20 protein-coding genes are annotated in these 22,056 nt (G+C 36.7%); 12 read left to right on the top strand and 8 right to left on the bottom strand.

The genetic code is table 11. The features are described 5' to 3' along the window. Window positions 1-129: 129 nt before the first annotated feature. The 3 genes from V8G61_RS07605 (at window position 130) to V8G61_RS07595 (ending at window position 2,786) form a co-directional block, all read left to right on the top strand. On the top strand, window positions 130-1,032 hold the full coding sequence (locus V8G61_RS07605) for a class I SAM-dependent methyltransferase (RefSeq protein ID WP_394874927.1): 903 nt from the start codon (window positions 130-132) through the stop codon (window positions 1,030-1,032). Between the two features lie 166 nt (window positions 1,033-1,198). Further along, window positions 1,199-1,948 carry a DUF6090 family protein gene (locus V8G61_RS07600; RefSeq protein WP_394874926.1) on the top strand — a complete coding sequence of 250 codons (750 nt, stop codon included), beginning with the start codon at window positions 1,199-1,201 and terminating at the stop codon, window positions 1,946-1,948. Window positions 1,949-2,195: 247 nt separating this feature from the next. Next, complete coding sequence (locus tag V8G61_RS07595; RefSeq protein WP_394874925.1) at window positions 2,196-2,786, top strand: hypothetical protein; 591 nt, start codon at window positions 2,196-2,198, stop codon at window positions 2,784-2,786. 138 nt (window positions 2,787-2,924) lie between these two features. Here the strand turns inward: V8G61_RS07595 and V8G61_RS07590 are convergent, their stop codons facing one another. Both V8G61_RS07590 and V8G61_RS07585 read right to left on the bottom strand, forming a co-directional pair. Beyond that, the gene (locus V8G61_RS07590; protein ID WP_394874924.1) at window positions 2,925-3,056 is read right to left on the bottom strand and encodes a hypothetical protein; all 132 of its coding nucleotides are present in this window, start codon (window positions 3,054-3,056) and stop codon (window positions 2,925-2,927) included. A 255-nt stretch (window positions 3,057-3,311) separates the two neighbouring features. Then, the gene (locus V8G61_RS07585; RefSeq protein ID WP_394874923.1) at window positions 3,312-4,094 is read right to left on the bottom strand and encodes a fibrobacter succinogenes major paralogous domain-containing protein; all 783 of its coding nucleotides are present in this window, start codon (window positions 4,092-4,094) and stop codon (window positions 3,312-3,314) included. 324 nt (window positions 4,095-4,418) lie between these two features. Here V8G61_RS07585 and V8G61_RS07580 point away from each other — a divergent pair, with 324 nt between their 5' ends. From V8G61_RS07580 to V8G61_RS07570, 3 genes are all read left to right on the top strand, one after another. Then, window positions 4,419-5,300 carry an alpha/beta hydrolase gene (locus V8G61_RS07580; protein WP_394874922.1) on the top strand — a complete coding sequence of 294 codons (882 nt, stop codon included), beginning with the start codon at window positions 4,419-4,421 and terminating at the stop codon, window positions 5,298-5,300. Between the two features lie 9 nt (window positions 5,301-5,309). Continuing rightward, on the top strand, window positions 5,310-5,846 hold the full coding sequence (locus V8G61_RS07575; protein ID WP_394874921.1) for a GNAT family N-acetyltransferase: 537 nt from the start codon (window positions 5,310-5,312) through the stop codon (window positions 5,844-5,846). A gap of 93 nt (window positions 5,847-5,939) precedes the next feature. After that, window positions 5,940-7,220, top strand: coding sequence for an acyltransferase family protein (locus V8G61_RS07570; protein WP_394874919.1), 1,281 nt, complete (start codon window positions 5,940-5,942; stop codon window positions 7,218-7,220). A gap of 76 nt (window positions 7,221-7,296) precedes the next feature. Here V8G61_RS07570 and V8G61_RS07565 read toward each other — a convergent pair whose 3' ends face one another. Next, the gene (locus V8G61_RS07565) at window positions 7,297-7,509 is read right to left on the bottom strand and encodes a helix-turn-helix transcriptional regulator (protein WP_394875300.1); all 213 of its coding nucleotides are present in this window, start codon (window positions 7,507-7,509) and stop codon (window positions 7,297-7,299) included. Then, complete coding sequence (locus tag V8G61_RS07560) at window positions 7,493-7,939, bottom strand: hypothetical protein (RefSeq protein ID WP_394874918.1); 447 nt, start codon at window positions 7,937-7,939, stop codon at window positions 7,493-7,495. Before V8G61_RS07560 ends, V8G61_RS07565 begins: the two co-directional genes overlap by 17 nt. Before the next feature lie 242 nt (window positions 7,940-8,181). On the opposite strand from V8G61_RS07560, the gene V8G61_RS07555 reads away from it, so the two are divergent. The 6 genes from V8G61_RS07555 to V8G61_RS07530 all read left to right on the top strand — a co-directional run bounded on the left by V8G61_RS07555 (window position 8,182) and on the right by V8G61_RS07530 (window position 16,785). Next, window positions 8,182-9,456, top strand: a complete 1,275-nt coding sequence (locus tag V8G61_RS07555; protein ID WP_394874917.1) for a DUF418 domain-containing protein — start codon at window positions 8,182-8,184, stop codon at window positions 9,454-9,456. Between the two features lie 183 nt (window positions 9,457-9,639). After that, complete coding sequence (locus tag V8G61_RS07550; RefSeq protein ID WP_394874916.1) at window positions 9,640-10,812, top strand: DUF1624 domain-containing protein; 1,173 nt, start codon at window positions 9,640-9,642, stop codon at window positions 10,810-10,812. Window positions 10,813-10,966: 154 nt separating this feature from the next. Next, window positions 10,967-11,770: a DUF6090 family protein gene (locus V8G61_RS07545; RefSeq protein WP_394874915.1), complete on the top strand. Its 804-nt coding sequence runs from the start codon at window positions 10,967-10,969 to the stop codon at window positions 11,768-11,770. A gap of 212 nt (window positions 11,771-11,982) precedes the next feature. Next, the gene (locus tag V8G61_RS07540; protein WP_394874914.1) at window positions 11,983-13,449 is read left to right on the top strand and encodes an alpha/beta hydrolase-fold protein; all 1,467 of its coding nucleotides are present in this window, start codon (window positions 11,983-11,985) and stop codon (window positions 13,447-13,449) included. A 343-nt stretch (window positions 13,450-13,792) separates the two neighbouring features. Next, a complete protein-coding gene (gene pgmB / locus V8G61_RS07535; protein ID WP_394874913.1) occupies window positions 13,793-14,449 on the top strand; it encodes a beta-phosphoglucomutase in 657 nt (218 codons plus the stop codon). A gap of 20 nt (window positions 14,450-14,469) precedes the next feature. Beyond that, on the top strand, window positions 14,470-16,785 hold the full coding sequence (locus V8G61_RS07530; protein WP_394874912.1) for a glycoside hydrolase family 65 protein: 2,316 nt from the start codon (window positions 14,470-14,472) through the stop codon (window positions 16,783-16,785). Window positions 16,786-16,800: 15 nt separating this feature from the next. Here V8G61_RS07530 and V8G61_RS07525 read toward each other — a convergent pair whose 3' ends face one another. The 4 genes from V8G61_RS07525 to V8G61_RS07510 all read right to left on the bottom strand — a co-directional run bounded on the left by V8G61_RS07525 (window position 16,801) and on the right by V8G61_RS07510 (window position 22,018). Further along, the gene (locus V8G61_RS07525; protein WP_394874911.1) at window positions 16,801-18,339 is read right to left on the bottom strand and encodes a glycoside hydrolase family 32 protein; all 1,539 of its coding nucleotides are present in this window, start codon (window positions 18,337-18,339) and stop codon (window positions 16,801-16,803) included. 3 nt (window positions 18,340-18,342) lie between these two features. Beyond that, window positions 18,343-19,662, bottom strand: coding sequence for a sugar porter family MFS transporter (locus V8G61_RS07520; protein WP_394874910.1), 1,320 nt, complete (start codon window positions 19,660-19,662; stop codon window positions 18,343-18,345). Between the two features lie 119 nt (window positions 19,663-19,781). Beyond that, the gene (hisS, locus tag V8G61_RS07515) at window positions 19,782-21,452 is read right to left on the bottom strand and encodes a histidine--tRNA ligase (RefSeq protein WP_394874909.1); all 1,671 of its coding nucleotides are present in this window, start codon (window positions 21,450-21,452) and stop codon (window positions 19,782-19,784) included. A 98-nt stretch (window positions 21,453-21,550) separates the two neighbouring features. Further along, complete coding sequence (locus V8G61_RS07510; RefSeq protein WP_394874908.1) at window positions 21,551-22,018, bottom strand: DUF6495 family protein; 468 nt, start codon at window positions 22,016-22,018, stop codon at window positions 21,551-21,553. Window positions 22,019-22,056 lie beyond the last annotated feature (38 nt).

Genomic DNA, 22,056 nt, shown 5'->3' with positions numbered 1-22,056 from the left:
AAAATTGCTAAATTAGTGCTTAACCAATATTAGTTGCTATGTTTGCAAGCTTCTGATTTTCCTTCGGAAAATCCTCGCACTCAAACACGCAACTTTCCTTACACATAAACGTTAGATAGCATTAAAAATTTGATTAAAAAGTATTTAAAAAAGTTATTATTAATAGTTATCCCTAAGAGCTTATTTGCGAAAGGGAAAGCTATATTTTTTTATACTTTGTATAAGAGAACAAAAAATAAATTTATGGATGCCGATCCTAATGAAAACTTTCTATCCATCTCTGATTTAAGGAAAATGCAACTACAGTTTAAACATCCCCCTGAATATGGTTACTCTAAAGAAATATTAGATAAACGTGGAAGGGAAAGAGCTGATTACCTTTTAAAATTAGTTCCTAGAAATATTGAATCTACTCTAGAGCTGGGTTGCTGGGATGGAATGGTATCTTATCATTTAATGAAAAAAGGGAAAAAAGCTATCGGGATTGATAACAGAAATGAGGGATTTGATAGCCGTGCTTTAATAGATAAAGTTTGTTTAATACAAATGGACGCATCTGATTTAAAGTTGAAGGACAACTCAGTTGATTTGGTTTTTTCTTATGATGCATTTGAGCATTTTTCAAATCCTGAAAAGGTAATGAGTGAAATATATAGAGTACTGAAGCCTAATGGCTATATTTATTTAGAATTCGGCCCATTATTTATGTCCCCTATGGGATTACATGTATATCGACAAATTACAGTTCCTTACTGTCAATTTTTGTTTTCAGAAAATACACTCATTGAATTTGTGAAAGAAAAAAAACTAGAATCAATTGATTTTAATCATTGCAATGGCTGGTCTCTAACCAAATTTAGAGATCTATGGAAAACGTATGATGAAAAGTTAATAAAACTAAAGTATGAAGAGAGTAAGGATTATCGTCACTTGAAAATTATAAATAAATACCCTTCCCTCTTTAAAAATAAGACTGAAAATTTTGAGAACCTTATATGTTCTTCTATTAGTGTTTTTTTTCAGAAGAAATGATAAAAACACTATCTAAACCTGACTATAATCCATTGCTCGCTAAATGCTAAACCAAAAATCAGCATATTTAACTTGGCTCGATTCCTACTCCGAAAATCCTACGGATTTTCATCGCAACGGAATCATAGCCAAACCGTTGTACTTCATTATCAGAAACCGCTAACCAATGATAAAATTCTTTAGAAAAATACGATACAAGCTTATTGAGAAAAACAAAACTGGAAAGTATTTGAAATATGCCATTGGCGAAATATTTCTTGTAGTAATAGGGATTTTGATTGCACTTTCTATTAATAACTGGAATGAGCAAAGAAAAGCGCAACAGAGTGAAATAGAATTATTAAATCGTATTTTAATTGATTTGCAAATAGATGAAAACAGAATAAATGATCACATCCAATATTATAAAAAAGATCAATCAATGCATAATCACATTTATCTAGAAACTCAAGGAACTTCGTATACTAAGTCAATTATTGACCTTAGTACTTTAAGGTCTGCAAGAACGTTCGATCTAATAATTGAGGCAAACTTTTCTAACTTTACAAAGGAAATAGAGAAGAATACAACTAGAGAAAATATTTATAATTATTTCAAATTTGAGAGTAATGTTAATGACGCACTTGAACATTTACAGGATTTTAAAGAAAATAATCTAAAACCATTTTTATCAAAAAATGGAATTAATGATACCAAAGAATTATTTAAGCATCATCAATTAAAATATTTTGAACTGAGAGAAAAAAATATTATCTCTTATTCTGAATTAAAAAAACAATATGGCACCCTGGAATTAGATCAAATGCTTTACGATCTAGGTATAAAAACATCATGGGTCCTTACCTCGCTTGATGATCTTTTAAAGGCAAATAAAGCAATGCAACTGAGTTTAAAAAGCGAATTGAATACAAAATAGCTGAACTAAGGAAAAGTAACGAAAGCACAACACCGTGTATAATTAATTGCTAGGTCACTGCCGACTTACGAACATTCCTTCCGAATATTCTATCTGTGATTTATTTGCTAAATTAGTTGCCTAACCACGAAACTAAATATACACCGAACCGTTGGCAACAAGCTGAAAAATGAGTTTCTGGAACAAAAAACGTTTAAGTACAAATACACGAAATGAGTATTCTACTTTACTAATTAAATTAGTGGAATTGAATAAAAACAAACAGTGGTTGGAATATTTTCATAATTTGAAACTTGGTTGGGATTTGCCAGGTGGAGGAATGGGTTCTCTTAATGACTGGAGCCCTAGCTATGAAAATGATATAGAATATGCTTGGTTTAATCTCTTGTATAGAATAACATATAGGTTATTGACCGAAAAATTGGAATCGGAATACATCAAAGACGACTATTCAATAAAACATCGATATGAACTCAATATTCTAAAATGTTCAAATTGCAATCAAAAATTCGAACACCCGAGAATATTTGAAGACCACATTGCAGCATTCTATTATTTAAAAAATTTCTCAAAGTTTGTGGAACAAAAAATGTTAAAGAATTTCACTAACCCTAATTTTTCATATAAAAACCTTGAGGCTAAAAAATTAAGAGAAATCTTTGAATCTGAATACAAGAAAAACAATATTATATTGTTTGACTTCTTAAAACACAAACGGATTTGCCCAAAATGTGACACTAAAATGAAAATTGAGCATATTGACTACGAAATTGTAGAAAAAGAAAATAAATTTGAACTGAAAAGAATAAGGCCAGTTGCAAACAAAGAACTGAGTTAAAAAACAAGCGATATTTAGCTTATTTTGAAAATAATAATAGCTTCATCATACAAATTTAGCCCGGCTCTGAGAAGTCTCCTGACTTCGCACCCAAATATTGTATCAAACAAAGTATGCGAAGTTGCAAACTTCGCAGAGCTAGGTTTTGATTATAATTTTTATTGCTACAAACTCCTTTAGATCCCGGTTCTCTTGTTTTAGAGTTTGAACCTTGATGGTGTTGGCTTCACGAATGCTATCGCCATTTAAGCGTTTTTTACCAGCTTTCATAAAGTCCTTACTTCATTTGAAGTAATTGTCTTGGGCAATACCTTCTTTTATGCATAATTCTGATTTTATATTCAGAACTATAAACTTTTCTTGTATTTCTTTAAAGTTCACTAATTAATGAACTGGTACTTTGTTTCTTGGCCAATGTAAGTACATTTAAAGGTTGTTAATTTAAAAAATATCTCTCTTGAAATTTTACTCCTAAAAGGTCACTTTTTGCTGAAGTCAAACAATATTATCCTATTAAAGCAGGTATCAATCTTTAACGCAACGACAGGCAAATCCGTAATTCTTAGGACTCAGATCACGGTTTACACCATCTTCATTATTATCCAACTGGCGGTAAAATGCCCACGTGGAAGAAAATTCCGAAGACGTCCAGAAGTATGCGCCACTTCCTAAAAAGTGGAAGTTCTTCTCGAGAACTAAGTAGAAGCCAGAAGGTAGCACATTGAAGCCTAATTCGTTTGTACCGTTTCCGTTACTGTTCCAACCAGTTGTTGATTTCATCCCTATTCCATGAGAATCTCGATATCCTGTGATTGTGGCCGCACCTGGATTCATACCCGAAGCTACTTCTAAAGTACCCCACTCGGCGTCAGAAGGTATATGCCATCCATTTGGGCAAATCCCTTGTACTCCGCTTGGGCTTGAAAAACTGGAACTACCTCCATTCATCATAGTATCCCAGTAGTATAATCGGCCATACTTCGAGCTTGGGTAGTCTGGATTTAGCCATGAGCCCGGAGCATTATAGCGTAGGTTTTCTGCCATCCATGATTGAGACTCAATAGTAACTATGGCATATATCTCGCCATCACGGCTATCTGTCATAGTAGACATAGTAGATGAACCACAATCGCTTTGACAGGATGACAAACTAGCATAGGCACCACCGCTTTCTACAGGGGTACAGTCTCCACTAATGCAATCAAAACCTTGAGCGTCATTTTCAGGAGAATCTTTTTGGCAGTTTTGGAAGAGTATAAACGTTAAAATAAAAAATAAAAAGACATTTGAGGGAGTTAATTTTTTCATGATTAATTAAAATTTGGGGTTTTAAAGTGATCTAAAGTAGGTTTATTTTTCTTAAAAGTTCAGTATTTATGTTTTTAGTGGAACTTTGTGAACCTTTCATCGATATTTTAAGATTATAAATAGTCAGGGATATTATGTATTTAATTAAAGTAACAGATTGCCATCAATCAACACATTTAATTTTTCTGCGAAAAACCCGCTCTGCGAAGTTTGCAACTTCGGAGTGATTGTATAAACTTAAATTTTAAAGATGCGAAGTTGCAAACTTCACTAAGGGTTTTGTTTTTATTTCCTAACTTCGTTACTAAACACTGCATTCCTATTATGAAAAATTTTACTTGTCTAATCTTCATTTTCGTGCTGTCATCCTATAACTTATGGGGACAGGAAAAGACCATACCCGTTATTAATCAGCAAACAGCTCACACGCTAAGCTCCGAGATCAATGAGACTACCTACTACCTAAACGTATCGCTACCTCAGCACTATAAAGCAGGGGACAGTATTCAGTATCCGGTGTTGTATGTCTTGGATGGCGGAATGTGTTTTCCGGTTGCCCATGCGGCACGTACCAGTATGGATTTTTACAGAGGACTGGAAGATCTCATTATTGTAGGAATACAATACGATTGGGAAAGATCCTTTAAACCATGGTTCACCAAAAGATGGCGCGATCTCACACCGGATCAAGACTCCCTTATTGACGACAATCCTGATGTCCGCGGAATTTTAGATATGCCCACCGGTACCTTGACCTCCGGAGGTGCTTCCGTTTTTTTACAGGTGTTAAAGAACGAGATTATCCCGTTTATCGAAAAACACTATAAAACAACTTCCGACCGTGGTATTTCCGGACACTCCTTTGGAGGCTTATTTACAACGTATTGTCTTTTTACAGCACCCGATCTGTTCAACAAATATGGTATCAATAGTCCATCGTTCTGGTGGCATAACAAAATGATGTTCGATATAGAGAAGGCGTTTTCAAAGGAACACAACATTTTAAATGCCGAGATCTTTATGTCGGTTGGAAGTTTAGAAGGCCCCTCAATGACGCCTCTGATATTAGAATTTGAGGAGATCCTCAGAAGCCGAGGGTATGAGGGACTAGACCTAACTACCCGCGTTTTTGAAGATGAAACGCATACATCGGTACTCCCGGCGATGATGAGTAGCACCATTAAAACCCTTTACGGTAAGAAATAAAATAGTCACATGACCAAAAAGTCACAAATAAACGTCCGGCAAGCCAAACTCCCCGAGGACCTGGACCACATAAAAAGCTTATGGTACGACTATTTGGTTTGGGGTAACAACCAAATGGAAGCCCTTTACGGGGTTCATCCGCATAATCCCAAAGAAGCGGTGGAAGCCGACATTAAACAGATCCATAAGTTTCAGCCACCATACGGACAGCTCATCACAGCCATTTATGACGGTACCATTTGCGGATTAGGAAGCCTGAAAAACATCAGTCTGGAGATCGGAGAAATAAAACGGATGTTCGTAGATCCCGATTTCAGGGGTTTAGGTGCGGGGCGCGCGATACTGGAAGGTCTTTTAGCGGCATCTAAACAGGCGGGCTACAAAAAGGTACGTTTGGACAGTCCGAAGTTTATGGAAGCAGCACACGGCTTATATCGAAGTTTTGGATTTCGTGATATTGACCCCTATCCGGAAATGGAAATTCCAACATCATTTATTGACTACATGTTGTTTATGGAATTAGATCTCACTGTGGATTCTCAGTAAATTCCTGTGGTTCAGTTTATTTTCCTAAATTAGTCACTTGAAATTGCAACACACTGTTGCACTTCAATGTAACCAACCACCAAAACCTTCAGAATGGAAAATTTAAAAAATTCATTCTCAAATCTATTTAACCGACCTGAACAAAATTACAAAGCTATCGACGGTATTAGAGCCATCGCCATATTATGGGTGATCATCTTACACGTTTGGTTCTTTCAACTTAATGTTTTTCCCGAAACAACACAAAGTATCGCCGACTTTCCACTATTGGCATGGATCACGCGTGGTGACCTTGGCGTGGATCTGTTCTTTGTGATCAGTGGATTTTTGATCGGAACCATCCTTTTTAAGGAGTTCAAGAAAAGTTCCAAAATCAATTTTAAAAAATTCTACACCCGCCGGTTTTTTAGATTGATACCCGTTTATATATTCTCTATGATCCTGGGTATTTATTTCCTGAAAGGTACCCCATTACACAACTGGCAAGACGCTTGGATCAACTTACTGTATATAAACAACTATGTTACAGGATCGTATGTCCCCTGGACCTGGTCATTAGCCATTGAGGAGCAATTTTACATCGTAACCCCGTTTCTTATTGCCTTTATATTTCCGCTTTTCAAAAGGAAATACCTGTTATTCCTAATATCAGCGATCATTCCTATTGCCTTGACCTATTACTATTCAACAGACATTTTCGATTTTTCCGTACCATTCAATAATCCCTATCCCAGCGAAGGCTGGCTCACCTGGTTTTGGGATTATTATATGCTCACCCATTTGCGATATGGAGGCTTGCTCGCAGGCATTATAAGCGCGTATTTAAATGTGTATTACAGTGATAAGGTACATGAATTTTTTACTTCAAAAAGAACCTTAAGTACCATCCTTATTGTGGTGTCACTCGTGGTGTTTTTCTTCATATCCAATATTAAACTAGGCCAGTCCATTGCTTTGGACCATTCCATATTTTACGATTTACCGGCCTGGGTAGGGACCTGGTATGAAGTGCTACACCGGGAAGTTTTTTGTTATGCCGTAGCCTATTTGATCATGGCTTGTATTTACTCTGATAGTTTTGCGATAAAACCTGTAAACCGATTTTTATCATTGAAATTCTTTTACCCTATTGCCCAAATATCCTATTCCGCGTATTTATTTAGTGAAATGCTCATGATCTGGTATTATCCCAGAGCAGCAGAATTTTTTGAGGGTTCTACCCTGGCGGATTGGGAGATCATCGTTTTAAATGGCGCCATAACCATCGTGATCATTCTTATTGTCTCCAGTTTGATGTATATATTTATTGAACAACCATTCCAACACTTAAGAAACAAGCTCACCATGAAGGTTGTGAAAGTTAAGGTTAATTAGCTTTGATCATGTCGTCTTTTAGCGAATTAGACCATGAAAAACCTAAATGTTTAATATAAAAAAGTAAGGTTACAATTTATTCAAAATCACTCGATTCCAATTCAAAAAGATCCTCAACCGATTTTTCCAGATATTTAGCGATCTTAAGAGACAGAACAGTTGAAGGATTATACCGACTTACTTCTATCGAAATGATCGTTTGACGCGATACACCTAATAATTCTGCCAATTCTACCTGGGTAAATCCTTTGTGCGCCCTCGCTGCCTTTACATTATTTTTCATACTTATAAATCCGAACGTGAAGCATATAGTTAAAACGAATGATATAGAAAAGCCAAAAAATTAGAATTGCAGTTATAAAAAATAGCATCATCCCGGCATCTTTTGGTGGCTGCTCCATCATTCCGAAGTACAACACACCCAGTGTTATTAAAACAATTTGCATTAGAGCTGCAGAGCGAAATGATTCTAATCGGATGTTTTTGATCATTTCATCTTCAATTTTTTCTTTCGAAAAGGCCAGAGCATAAATTCCAAATAAAAAGAACAACATACCAAGAACAGCGACCGTAATATTCAATGGTCTTGGATTTTGTAATTGGATAAATTCCGAAAATTTAAGGACCAATCCCTTTTGCATAATAATCCAAAGCGTTAAGCCCGTAGGTGCTAAAATTAAGCCTATTTTCTTAAAATAATGTGGTAAAAGTTTGAACATAATACTCGTAATTGTAAAGTTTACTTAACGTAAAGCTAACTTAACATTTTGACAAAAACAAATTTACCTTTAAACCCCCTAAAATATTTTCCGTGTTCTTGGTTATATGAGATCAGAATTTTCCCTTATGAATTTCTAAGGCTCTCGCAGGTGTAAGCTATTTTTTACTATTTTAGTTTCAATCCAATTTAAAAAAGGCTCACCATGGCTTAAGGCGTATTATTTAAATCCTATTTCCTGTGTTGAAAACCGAACCGATCAAGGAGCAAAACCGTATACTCATCATTGATGCCATTCGAGGTATTGCCATATTAGGCATCTTATTGATGAATGTTTACGTTGGGGGACAATATTGGCAGGATAATTATTTACAAGATCTCATTAGCGATTATAATAGTGCAGATTTTATTTCTACAATTTTCGTACAAAGCCTTTTTGAAGGAAAAATGAGGGCACTTTTTTGTATGCTTTTTGGCGCTGGCATTCTCTTGTTTTTAAAGAATAAAGAAAAACAATATTTTAGTGATACAAAAAAACTGCATTTTAAAAGAATGTTTTGGCTTGCCTTATTTGGCCTCTTTAATGGGTATGTTCTTTTGTTTAAATATGATATTCTTTTCATGTACGCCACAGCCGGAGTGATCTTAATTTTCCTTAAAAACTTAAGAATTCGGTATAAACTTCTTGCCATGCCCATAGTTATTTTGATAGGACTCTTCAATAGCAATTTAGACTATCAGAAGGAAAGAAAGAAATATTTTGAACAAATTGCAACAGCTGAAAATATGGCGCCAAATACTTCTTTGGTTAAAAAAGAAGAGGAAAAAATTGATCTTTTGAAAAAAGAAGAAGACCTTATTAAGGGGTCTTATATTGATGTAGCAACCGCAATATACCCTAAGGTTTATAGGGGGCAAACCAAAGAATTCATCAATAGATTAATAGACAATATTCCACTAATGCTTTTAGGAATGGCATTACTTCAGTTAGGATTCTTTACCAATGGTTGGCAAACAAATAATTTTAAGAAAACCGCTATAATAGGTTACCTGATTGGAATTCCTCTTGTCATTTATGACTGGTATTTTTTTATTGAAGTCCAAAATAATGAAGATGCAAAAAATTCCATGTACCAAAATCAATCCATTAACCTATCCTTCTTAGTTTATCACCTTCAGCGAATAGCATTGGCTTTGGCTCATGTTGCACTTATCACAATACTTTATCAAAAAGGTTGGTTTCATAGTCTTTTTAAAAGGCTTGAGGCTGTTGGGCAAATGGCACTTACCAATTATCTCATGCAATCCTTTTTCCTGGCATTAATATTTTATGGTTTTGGTCTCAATCTTTTTAATGATCTCAGTTACTATCAACTTTATTTTGTAGTTCTTGGAATATGGATTGTACAACTTTGGTATAGTCCGATTTGGTTAAAATACTTTAGATTCGGCCCTTTTGAATGGATGTGGCGCAGCTTAACCTATGGGAAAAGGCAAAAATTAAAAAGAACTCATTGACAATTATTTGGAACGTAATTATGATTAATTGAAAAATAGAATGACGGAAGTTTCATATAATCTTAAAGATCTCGTTTATGTTAATCAACGAAACCTCATGGCATCGTTTTATTTCCTAACTTCGTTACTTCATGTTATAACAAACCACCAACCAACCAACCAACCTGACATGAAACTCACCGTATGCAACCAACCAAAACCAAAAGAATTGAATCCCTGGATATCCTAAAGGGCTTAGTGATCGTATTCATGGCGCTCGATCACACACGCGACTATTTTCATACAGGCTCCTTTATTTTTGATCCGGCTGATCCGGAAAAAAGCAATCTTATCTTGTTCTTCACCAGGTGGATCACACACTATTGTGCACCTGCTTTTAGTTTTCTCGCCGGGATCTCGGCATTTTTAGTGGGCAGAAGGAAATCTAAAAAAGAACTCTCGGCGTTCCTTTTAAAACGTGGGACCTGGCTTGTATTTATTGAATTGACCATCGTTATTTTTGGTTGGAGTTTTAATATTCATTTTAACTACCTAGGCCTTTTAGTAATTTGGTCTCTGGGGATAAGTATGATCTTTCTTGCCTCTATAATTCACCTACGTATGAGATCGATCCTGATCCTGAGTTTGGTAATTATTTGTGGTCATAATTTATTGGACAACATCCATTTTAATGATAATCTCCTTTGGTCTATCCTACACGAGCGCGGTTCTTACGTGTTATTTGACTATATCAATTTACGTGTGGCCTACCCTATTATACCCTGGGTGGGCGTGATGTCCTTAGGTTATTATTTTGGAAAATTTTACAACAAGGATGTATCACCTGAATACCGAAAGAAACTATTTACTAAAATTGGTTTGTTCTGTATTGCAGGATTTCTAATCCTTCGAGGTATTAATCTTTATGGTAATCCGAGTCCGTGGATAGCTTATGACACCTTTTCGCAAACCCTCATCTCCTTTTTAAACCCGATGAAATACCCACCATCACTAAGCTATTTATTGATGACCCTTGGGCCTGCCCTGCTATTTTTGGGAAATGCAGAACAGCTTAAAGGCCGTTTGGCCGGGTACTGTGCAACGTTTGGGAAGGTGCCTTTTTTCATTTACATTATTCATATCTATGCGATCCACCTGCTCGCCACCATTTTGGCCGAATTTACAAGCTTCGGCTATGAATCAATGATTCTTAGCGGATTTGTTTCAACAAATAAACATTTGATAGGATTTGGTGTGAACCTCGGTTGGGTATACGTGGTGTGGGTATTTGTATTGCTCATTCTTTATCCGCTGTGTAAAAAATTCAGTCATTACAAACTGAGCCACAAAGAAAAATGGTGGTTGAGTTATTTTTGATAAAACCCCAACCAACCCGAGGATATATATATTCGTGTTATGTCGCAAGACCGAAAAATATAAATGGTTTTCTCGAGGTTTATTTTTATTTGCTAAATTAGGTACTTGAAGTTATAACAATTCGATAGGCTTCATGATAACCAACCACCAATCCATGATCAAGTTCTTTCGTAAAATCCGTCAAAAATTAATTACTGAAAACAAATTCAATCGCTATTTTCTTTATGCCATAGGCGAAATTATATTGGTGGTTATTGGAATTCTCATCGCCTTACAAGTAAATAATTGGAATAACGACCGCATCATAGAGCGCAATACAAACGAAAGTTTAAAATCACTTAAAAATGAATTAACATCCAACAAAGAGAAATTAAAATTTAATATAAACATTGCAAAAGGACAAATTGTAAATGGTCTTAATTTAATCGACTCCTTAAACAACCACAACGATGTAGAGGACAAAGATAAGTTCCTTTTAGATAAAATCGGAAACCTGGGCCCCTTGCGAATAAAAACCTTAACCACCACCACACTTGGTGAATTCGTTAATGCAAGTAATTCAGGTCTAATCTTACCGGATGCGATAAAAAACTATTTATTAGTCTACAATTCAGAAATTAAAAATTTAGATTTCGCGCTTGATAGATTTGAAGAATATTGGAAGGGTATTGAGTTGCCATACCTGACAAAGCACTTTAGCATATTAGATATGTATACTCAGAGGATCTCCAATTCAAAAACACAAGACTCTATTTTGGAAGGAACCACGATTTTGCTTTTGAATAATAAGAAGTCATATTTTAAAAATAACCTTGAGGCTTTTTACAACAATCGAGAATTTGCGAGTATGTACACATCGCGTTTTGCCGATCTGAGAGTTGCCCTTAATGCGATGATCCGATTAGATCATTCCATTGATGACCTGATCCAAAGTATTAACAATAAAAATGACATTTAAAAATAACAATAGAGGTACAACCCAAGTAGAAAGCAATGTTCCAGATTATAATGAAATAGTGAACGATCAAAAATTTATAATAAGAAAACCTTAAATGACCTTTAGTCCGGCTTAAACAAAATCTATACTAAAAAAATGTAATAAATTTCAAGGGGTTATAAACGGAATTGAAATAGCCACTTGAACAAATTAACTAAAAAGACATACCAAAAATGAAAAAATTATTCAGCCTTATCTTGCTTCTACCTTTATCCTATATGGGATTTACACAAACCCTTAAGGTTAGTTATAGTCCAGACATTTTTAAGGAAGCCTTTTCAGGCCGGGTCGTGGTGTATCTCTCAAAAGATCAAAAAGAACCCAAAGACCAAGGTATAGGTTTTGTAACCTTTCCTTGTTTTGCTATGGATGTTACCAATATAGAGCCGGGTGAGTCTGTTATTTTCGACGATAAGGCTATATCGTTTCCCACAACCTTATCCAATATTGAGCGAGGCACATATTATATTCAGGCTGTTTGGGATCGGAATTTAGGTGGACGGGCCATAGCCCAAAGTCCGGGTAATCTATTTAATACATCGCAGACCATTACCCTGACCAAAAATTATGAGGTCGTTTTCGAAGTGGTAGCTAACACCATGGTTCCTGAAAAAGAACCTTTTATTGAAAACGACTATGTAAAAGCTATCGAGATACCTTCCACCCTGCTAAGTGATTTCCATGGTCAAGATTTTAGTTTAAAGGCCGCTGTATTACTTCCTGAAGCCTATTATTCAGAACCCGAAAAGGAGTTTCCTGTCCTCTACCGCGTTTATGGCTATGGTGGTGATTACATGTTCATGTCTGGCAGAAAAGAACCTGCAGAACTCCTTGATGATATTCCGGTAATCCAAGTCATTTTGGATGGCAACTGTGCTTTAGGTCATAGTGTTTATGCGAACAGCGATAACAACGGCCCTTGGGGAGATGCTTTAACCCAAGAATTAATTCCCGCTATAGAAAAACGCTTCCGCGGAAATGGCACCCGTTTATTACGAGGTCATAGTAGCGGCGGCTGGACCGTACTTTGGTTGCAAACACAGTATCCGAAAGTATTTCACGGCACCTGGTCGAGTGCACCGGATCCCGTTGATTTTGAGAGTTTTCAAAGAATAAATATTTATGAAGACACCAATATGTTCTATGATGCTAAAGGCGATTTGAGACTGGTGAGCACGGTGGCCGGCGCTATTCCCTGGGGATATATGAAAACGATCTATAACTTGGAGTATGTCGTTTACCGCGGTGAACAAATGCGTTCCTTCGATGCTGTATTTAGCGGAAAGGATGCTAATGGCTGGCCTTATTCGATTTGTAATGTGGAAACTGGAAAAATTGACCCTGAAGTGGTAAACCAATGGTCTCGTTATAATATTACCAAATATCTCCTTGAGCATTGGGATAGCATCAAAGAGGATCTACAAGGAAAAGTGCGTGTTTCAGTTGGGAATCAGGATAATTTTTTACTCAACCACGCCGTGAGATCCATGGATGAAAAAATAAAAGCATTACAAACAGGATTTGAATTCGCCTATTATCCAGGCGATCACTTTACTGTTTTTAGATTGGATGATTATGTACCGGATGCTACGGCTTTTTTAAAGCAAAAGCTTCTGGAGCACGAAAACAGCAGGAATTGATACGTGGTTCACACTTCTATTTTTATACGCATTGAAAACTCATTATTTATTCACATCTGAACGACTGGGCTTTAGGATCTGGACTCTGGAAAATCTCCAATACCGGGAATAAGATTGAAGCACCTGTAAAACCACAAATAGTTTCAGGAAAGAAATAATGCTAGGTCAATTCATCTTTATTCCCCTCAATAATTTAATTCAAAACCTCTGGTATTTTGAAAATATCTAATTATTGCTTCTATAAGTAATTATCAAATATGCATCGAAAACGTTTTCGTATTGAAAAAATTTTATTTTAAGGTTTAAAAACTGCGAAATTTGTAAAATTTTATACATTTAGACCATGAATAAGGTCGGTGTTATTTTCGATTTAGACGGTGTAATTGTGGACACCGCCAAATACCATTATTTAGCTTGGAAAGAGTTAGCTGATCATCTCGGTTTTAGCTTCACAAAAGAGCATAATGAATTATTGAAAGGGGTGAGTCGCGACAGATCTTTAGAAATTTTACTAGATATCGGTAAGGTTTCAATTTCCGAGGCTGATAAACAAGCGTATTTAAAAAGTAAAAATGAGGCTTATTTGAAGTACATCTATAAAATGGATGACGGTGAAATTCTACCCGGTGCAGAAGCCTTGTTAAATACGTTGGATAAACTCAAAATACCTTACGTTCTGGGTTCGGCTAGTAAAAATGCACCATTAATTTTGAAACAGGTTCATTTGATCGATCGATTTAAAGGTATTATAGACGGCAATAGTGTAAATAAGGCTAAGCCCGATCCAGAAGTTTTTCTAATTGGAGCCCAGACCTTAAATCTCGATCCTAAAAACTGCATTGTATTTGAAGACGCCATAGCGGGTATTGAAGCGGCTAACCGGGCGGGCATGATCTCCGTTGGCATTGGAGATAAAGAAACACTGAGTGCTGCAGATTTTAATTTTTCTGATCTTAAGGAAATTCCTGAAAACTTTTTTAATCAATTCATCAATCAATAAATCAACCTAAAAGCAAGCTAATGAATCAGGATTATATTAAAGCCCATGAATGGTCGATTATAGAAGAAGGCTTTGACCCGAAACGCGTAAAATCCTCAGAAAGTCTATTTAGTATTGGTAACGGCGCTATGGGGCAACGCGCCAATTTCGAAGAACTCTATTCCGGTCCCAGTTTCCAGGGTAGTTATATTGCAGGCGTGTATTATCCGGATAAAACCCGTGTAGGCTGGTGGAAAAATGGCTATCCGGAGTATTTTGCAAAAGTCATAAACGCGCCCAGTTGGATAGGCATCAATGTTGAAGTTAACGGAGAGTCACTCGACTTATACACCTGCAAATCTGTTTCAGATTTTAAACGCGAACTCAATATGAAAGAAGGTTGGCTTTCGCGAAGCTTTACTGCGACCCTACAAAATGAGGTGATGGTACATGTTGAAGCCAAACGCTTTTTAAGTTTGGACAGTGATGAACTTGGCGCTATTGCGTATACCATAAAACCCTTAAACACGGCGGCGATCATTGTTCTTCAACCCTATTTAGATTCCGGAATCACCAATGAGGATAGTAATTGGGATGATAAATTCTGGGATACTACTGATGTTAGCCAAGAGAATCATCAGGCCTTTATAGAAGCTAAAACCATGAAAACTAATTTTCATACGTGTACCTTCATGACTTCACAGCTTTTTGTAAACGAGCGGCAGTTGGTTATCGAGCCGGAACAAAAAGCTAACGCTACATATGCTTCCTTTAGTTACAGACATCAGGTAAAACAAAATGAAAGTTTTACGATTCACAAATTTGGAGGCTATGTTGTAGACAGAAACCACAAAAAAAGTGACCTCCTTAAGGTAGCTAAGGATCTCCTGAAAAAAGCTTTAAACATTGGTTTTGAGCAACTTCTTGAAGATCAAAAAGAAGTATGGGCAAAAATTTGGAGTATGTCCGATATTAGTATTTCCGGTGATGTTAAAGCACAGCAAGGGATACGATTCAATATTTTCCAGTTGAACCAAACCTACCTGGGTCGTGATGCCAAATTAAATATTGGTCCTAAAGGTTTTACAGGTGAAAAGTATGGGGGAAGTACGTATTGGGATACAGAAGCTTATTGTATCCCTTTTTATATGGCCACAAAAGATCAAAAGGTAGCGCGAACCCTCCTGGAGTACCGATACTACCATTTGGAAAAAGCTATTGAAAATGCCGAAAAATTAGGTTTTTCAAACGGAGCTGCCCTCTATCCTATGGTCACTATGAATGGTGAGGAATGCCATAACGAATGGGAAATTACATTTGAAGAGATTCATCGTAATGGTGCTATTGCATATGCTATTTACAACTACGAACGCTTTACCGGAGACTACAGCTATATCCCTGAAAAAGGCTTGGAGGTATTGATTGGTATTGCTAGGTTTTGGCAACAAAGGGCCAGCTTTTCAACAGACAAGAACAAATATGTAATTTTGGGTGTTACCGGTCCGAATGAATACGAAAACAATGTTAACAACAACTGGTACACCAATTACATCGCACAATGGTGTATCAATTTTACAATTGAAAATATTGAAAAGATAAAAAGTGATCATCCTGAAGATTACAGTCGGATCTACAATAAAACATCACTCTCGGAGGATGAGATCACCCAGTGGAAAAATGTTGCAGAAGGGATGTATTTTCCCTATTCTGAAAAACATCAGGTATTTTTACAACAGGATGGTTTTTTAGATAAAGATCTCATAACTGTAGACCAATTAGATACATCGCAACGACCCATTAATCAGAAATGGAGTTGGGATCGTATTTTACGATCGCCATACATCAAACAAGCGGATACTTTACAAGGGTTTTACTTTTTTGAGGATCATTTTAGTGAAGAGATACTGGAACGCCATTTCGATTTTTACGAACCCTTTACGGTTCATGAAAGCTCCTTGTCGCCATGCGTTCACGGTATTCAGGCGGCAAAACTGAATCGAATGGAACAAGCATACACCTTCTATTTGAGAACCTCAAGGTTAGATCTAGATGATTATAATCATGAAGTTCATGAAGGCTTGCATATTACTTCAATGGCAGGTACCTGGATGAGCATTGTTGAAGGTTTTGGTGGCATGCGCATCCGAAATAATACCTTGTCCTTTACACCACGTATTCCCAAGGAATGGGATGCTTATTCCTTTAAAATAAATTTTAGAAACCAAACTATAAAAGTTACGGTAAATCAGGATACTACATGCTTTGAACAGGACGGTTCTAAAGATTTGGATATTTTAGTGAATAACAAATCGGTAACTTTAACGCCTGAGAATAAAGTTTCCTTGTCATGTGTTTAAAGTCGTTTTGGTGGTTTAATCCAAAACCTTTTTTACCTGTTTTATTTCAAAATTTGACAAAGTAGCGTCATTATTGATTTTCAAATCGGTAAACGGCTCCGAAGGAAATATTTGATTGGTTAGAACATAATCACCGTTATTAATAAATAATTCTATAGAGGAAGCATCTAAAACAATTTGAAATGAAAGATAGTCTGTTTTTCCAACTGACATTCTTTGAAAAGACATGGCCTCATATTTATCATTAAAATCTACCAAACCAGAATTTCTTCGATCCACGGTTAAAATACCGTTCGCTTTTTGATAGGTGATCCTTAAGTTCTCCAATTTTGAATTTGAAAATTGGATGTGCAAAGAATCTCTGATTTCGGCTTCAAACGAAATAAAGCTCGTCTGAAGATCCTTGAATTTAAAATCATATGGTCTTTCACCTACGATGTCATCAGTAGAAACCGGTATAAGGATCGACTTAAAGTCATCTATCAGTTGACTTTTAACATAATATGAATCCTCCTTTTTAATTAATTTCAGTTCTCTTGGCAAGGTCATGGCACTTCGCCATCTGATTGTAGGCGTGCTTTGTGCATATTCCCAGTTACTCATCCACCCTATAAACAATCGTTTATTATTTGGGGTGTTGTTATAGGTAACACCGGCGTAGTTATCGGTTCCGTAATCGATCCACTGACTAGACTTTTGATCAGTAACAAACTTTTTTCCATCAAAATCACCTACAAAATAACGGGTACCTGAACCACCGTTTGGCGCACTATTCCCACCATGACTTACTATGAGCACCCACCTTTCTTCATCAGATCCTTCCACGTTCATTTTAAATAAATCCGGACATTCCCAAACACCTAAAGGCGGATCATCAGGAAAATAAAAATCACTGAGTTTATCCCAGTTTTTAAGGTCTTTAGAATTATAAAACTCCACATGATCCTTCGCTACCAAAGCCATTTGCCAGGAGCTCGTTTCAGCGTTCCAGAATACTTTTGGGTCCCGAAAATCAGAAATTCCAGGATTTTTGATCACCGGATTATGATCGTACTTGGCCCAGGTCTCCCCATCATCATGACTGTAAGCGATGCCCTGAGTTTGATAATCCACAGCACCATCAGCCTCCTTTTCAGGATCGTGATAGGTAAATATGGCAATCATGGCGTTCTTACCTAAGCCTGATGTGTTTTGCTTATCAATGACAGCACTCCCTGAGAAAATGTATCCGAGACTATCTGGTGCTAAAGCCACCGGGCGATGTTTCCAGTGTAAAAGATCTTTACTTATGGCATGCCCCCAATGCATAGGACCCCAAACCGTACTGTCAGGATAATACTGATAAAATAAATGATAAGAACTATTGGCATATACCAAACCATTAGGGTCATTCATCCATTGGGCTTTTGGGGTAAAATGAAATCGTGGGCGAAATTTTTCCGTTTCCAAACCTAAAGAATCCGGGATAATAGAATTACTGGTATTGTTTTGTTCATTCTGCTTACAGGAAATGAAGCCGCATAAAATCATTAAAATCAGTACAATATGTCTCACGGTTTATTCTTTTATCAAAGTTTTACTTAGTTCTTCTAGGGAAACCCCTTTAGTCTCAGGCATCATAAATTTAACGAACCCTAATTGAAATACCATCATCACAGCAAAAATCATAAACACCACGCCGGGACCAATACTGGCAAATAATACCGGTACTAAGGACGGCACAACTGCTGCCAAAACCCAATGCGTTGAACATCCGAATGATTGCCCGGACCCACGTAAATGATTCGGGAATATTTCAGATATAAATACCCAGATCACTGAACCCTGACCAACGGCATGAGACGCAATGAACATGAATAAAAACACTGGCATGAGGTCGCCTTGCCACTTAAAAAAGAAAGCACAGGATACGAGGGTTAGGGAGATGATATAGCCCACCGACCCAATATACATGAGTTGTTTTCGACCTAGTCGATCTATGAGATAAATCCCCAGAAGGGTAAATAACATGTTCGTAACACCAACCCCTATACTACTCAATAATGCCGCACTTTCACCCAGACCCGCTTCTGTTAGGATTCGGGGGGCATAATATAAAAAGGCGTTGATTCCCGAGAGTTGGTTGAAAAATGCAATTAAAAAAGCCAGCAATAGCGGGAATCGGTATTTTTTCATAAAAATGGTTTCGTTAGGGACCGTATTATCCATTTCATTTTTAATTTCATCAATAAGAATTTGAGGGTCCATATCGGGACTTACGATTTTAAGAACTTCCGTAGCTTCCTCATTCCTATATTTTGTGAGTAACCACCGCGGACTTTTAGGTATGCTAAATGCTAAAACGGTATAAATAGCCGCAGGAAATGCTTCCACACCAACCATCCAGCGCCAGTCATTATCACCAATGCCATTCAACAAATAATTTGAGAAAAAGGCTATAAGAATACCAAATACGATATTGAATTGATATAATCCTACTAATTTACCACGATCACCGGATGGCGCTATCTCTGAGATATAGGCCGGGGCAGCAATGGTTGAGGCTCCCACACCTAAACCGCCAAGAAACCTAAAAATAGCAAAGCTATAGGGATCATTAACCAAAGCAGATCCTATGGCAGATATGGTGTATAAGACACCTATAAGAATTAAGGTTTTTTTACGACCCAATTTATTTGTTGGAAATCCGCCAAATATAGCACCAACAACGGTTCCCCAAAGTGCCATACCGATCACCACCGTGCCATGGAACATATCGGAGGACTGCCATAAAGCTTGTAATTTTTTTTCAGCACCGGAAATAACGACCGTATCGAAGCCAAACAGGAAACCAGCAAGGGCCGCCGTAATGGACCAAAGTATTATCTTTTTATTCATAGATTGGTTTTAGTTTCGTAGTAACCAAAAGTCTTTGCGGTTAAAACCACAAAAACTCTTCCGAATAAAGATAATAAGATTTTTTTAAGGAGATTCCTAATATGAAAATTATGATAAGCCTAGTCGCTCACTTTAGAAATCAGGGTTTCTAAGGAAACTTTCTCCTGATCGCCTGTTCTCATATTCTTTAAAGCATAACGATTGGACTGTAATTCTTCCTCCCCTACAATAACCACATGTGGGATGTTGCGCTTGTTGGCATAATTCATTTGCTTTTTCATTTTTGCAGCATCCGGATATAATTCCGCATTAATACCATTTTTCCGTAACTGTTTAATGGTTTTTAAACTGAATAAAGCCTCTTTTTCACCAAAGTTAATAAACAACACATCAATCGTTTTTGTAATGGTTTCAGGGAAAAGGTCCAGAGCTTCCAATACAAGGTAAATACGATCCAGCCCAAAACTGATGCCCACACCACTCATATCCTTCATGCCGAATATTCCCGTAAGGTCATCGTAACGACCACCACCACCAATAGAGCCCATATCCACGGTTTCAGGAGCCGCAACCTCAAAAATAGCACCGGTATAATAATTTAATCCGCGTGCTAAGGTTACGTCCAACTGTAAGGTAGCGGTTGCCAATTCCAGTTCTGAGATCGCCTGATCAATAAACTCTAATTCCGCAATACCTTTCATGCCTTCAGCTGAATCGGCTAAAATGGTTTTTAAGGTTTGAATTTGTGTTTCAAATGAACCTGTTAAAGAGAATAAGGGTTGTAGCTGGGCTATCCCCGCTTCAGGAATACCTTTGCTTAGCATTTCTTCTTTAACCTTCTCCTCCCCGATTTTATCCAATTTATCCAAAGCCACGGTAAAATCTATAAGTTTATCGGAAGCCCCAATAACTTCGGCTATGCCGGACAAAATTTTTCGGTTATTTATTTTAATGGTCACGCCCTCTAGATTCAAAGCTGAAAATACGGCATCGTAGAGCTGCACGAACTCTACTTCCTGCCAAAGGGAATCACTACCCACCACATCGGCGTCACATTGGTAGAATTCTCTAAAACGTCCTTTCTGCGGACGATCGGCACGCCACACCGGCTGTATCTGATAGCGTTTGAATGGAAATTCAATATCGTTTTGATGTTGTACCACATAACGGGCGAAAGGCACGGTAAGATCGTACCGTAAGGCTTTTTCTGAAAATAAACTTGAATCCTTGGAATTTAAAAATTCTAAATTATTTATGTATTCATTATATGTTTTTTGAAACAAATCTCGAAAATAAACTATTTGCTTAAAAACTAACCTATCATCTTTGTTATCAGATTTATCGCGAATATGACCTAAAATTTCATTTTCATTTTCGGAAAAGAACTTAGTTAAAATTGTTTTTTCTATTTCGTCTAAATCCTTATAAATAATCAACAATTTATTTATGAAATCTTTAAAGTTAAACGCATTTGAATTAATTCTAACCTTCGTTTCAATAGCATTCAGAATTTCAAAAAAATAAAAACTAAATTTACCTGAATCTATTACATTTCTTCTCAAATCCTTAAAATAATCTCCCGAATTTAGAATTTTAAATATTAATCGGTCGCCTTCATCACCATACTTCCCCATGAGGGTCTCTGAATTCTCGAAACTGGGTGTTTCGATAGGTTGAAAACCAAAGGTTTCAAAAGCACTGCGAATGGTGTTAAAAATATAGTTGCGTTTTGCAACTTCTTCTGGATTAAAGTCTCGGGTGCCTTTAGGAATACTTGGTTTTTGAGCCATTGGGTTAAAAGGTGTTTTTAAATTACAATACCTAACTGATCACAAAAATAAGTGTTTCATTTGATATTGTTTTGGCTTTTTAGAAGAATACAAAGGTATCAGTTAATAATGTTGTCAAAATAGGTATATAATTCTCCTTTCGTGATGACTGCACCCTGTTCTATCATTTTGAACTTATCCAGGTTCTTATCATCGGTATAATCCTTATCAGCTTGCAGGAATTCCACACGGTCATCCATGAGGTTTTCGCGCAGCCACTTGTAACCTTCTTCCGTTGTAATATCCACATCGTGCTTCACATTAAGGACAATGGCGTGCATCTGATCGTCATCCATATGGAACAAATACATGTGCTGCGGGGCGATATGTTCCAGATATTCCGCCTTATTAAGTACACCTTCCCAAATAAGATCACTAAAAACATCTAACTCGGTTTCGGCCAGTTCGGGTTTATTCTTCTTTAAATTCTCCCACTCATCAGCAGTAACCTGCTGGGTCGCCAAGAAATTTATAAACTCCTGATGTAATTCTTCAAATTGTTCTTTGGTTAATCTTCTGTACTTCATAGTATCTAAATAAAAATGCGCTCCTTTTTTAGGAGCGC

The sequence above is a fragment of the Gaetbulibacter sp. M240 genome (assembly GCF_043876815.1).
Lineage (GTDB): Bacteria > Bacteroidota > Bacteroidia > Flavobacteriales > Flavobacteriaceae > Gaetbulibacter_A.
This window is presented reverse-complemented; position numbering and strand designations above follow the sequence as displayed.